Origin of the sequence: Allobaileyella intestinalis (assembly GCF_009695865.1) — a bacterium.
GTDB classification, from domain to species: Bacteria; Bacillota; Clostridia; order Peptostreptococcales; family Anaerovoracaceae; genus Allobaileyella; species Allobaileyella intestinalis.
Genome location: NZ_VUNB01000018.1, coordinates 1 through 1,188, shown reverse-complemented (window position 1 = coordinate 1,188; position 1,188 = coordinate 1). Strand labels below are relative to the sequence as shown.

The window sequence follows — 1,188 nt, the reverse complement described above, 5'->3', positions numbered from 1 at the left end:
GCTTTTGGATCATCTGGATCCACAATAAATTCGGTGGCTGCACTACGATTAATACTAATATTCGAGAATCTAAAACCACGCAATACCATCTCTAAAGCAAGTTCTAACGTATCATAAATAGCTAACTCTTTATCACTTGGTTTTTGTGTTTTATCCTCTTTCATATGTTTGATATCCGCCATTCTTTGGCGAATTGCAGCCTCACCCTGAATCATGGTCTGCACATCATAAGCATCACAACGAATACTAAAATACATACAATAATAATGTACTGGCATATGCACTTTAAACCACGCAATACGCACAGCCATCATTACATAGGCAACCGCATGGGCTTTAGGGAACATGTATTTAATTTTTGTACAAGAATCAATAAACCATTCTGGTACATTGTTCGCTTTCATTTCGGTAACCCACTCATCTTTTAAACCTTTACCCTTACGAACACTTTCCATGATCGTAAATGATAATTTTGGTTTAACACCATACCCCATCAAATCAACCATGATATCGTCACGACAACCAATAACTTCATTCAACTTACAAGTACCATTATCAATTAGATCTTTGGCATTTCCCAACCAAACATCAGTACCATGAGACAAACCAGAAATTGTGACTAATTCCGCAAACGTTGTAGGCTTTGTAAGTTCAAGAATACCACGAACAAATGGTGTACCAAACTCAGGAATCCCCGCTGCTCCTGTAACTTCATTATATTTTGTCGTATCGATTTTTAGTGATTCCGTTGTTGAGAATATAGCCCTAGTTGACTGACCATTCATAGGAATCTGACGAACATTCACCCCAGTTATTCTCTCCAACATTTTCATCGCCGTAGGATCGTCATGACGTAAAATATCAAATTTTAAGATATTATCATGAATCTGATGGAAATCGAAGTGTGTTGTTTTCCAAGTCGCATTTGGATTGTTTGCAGGATATTGAACAGGCGTAAAATCATGCACATCCATATCCAATGGCACAACGACAATACCACCCGGATGCTGACCCGTTGTTCTTTTTACACCTTCACAACCCTTAGCCAAATCTACACGCTTTGCCTCATTAAAAGGCTCACACTCCATCTCTTCTTCATATCCTTTGACATAACCATACGCCGTCTTCTCCTGAACCGTACCTACAGTACCTGCTCTAAAGACGTGATCATCTCCAAATACTTCTTTT

Annotated in this window: 1 pseudogene; it reads right to left on the bottom strand. The window is 38.6% G+C overall.

Annotated elements, in window-relative coordinates:
• Positions 1-1,188: pseudogene (gene polC, locus FYJ66_RS09120) on the bottom strand (PolC-type DNA polymerase III); the annotation flags it as partial.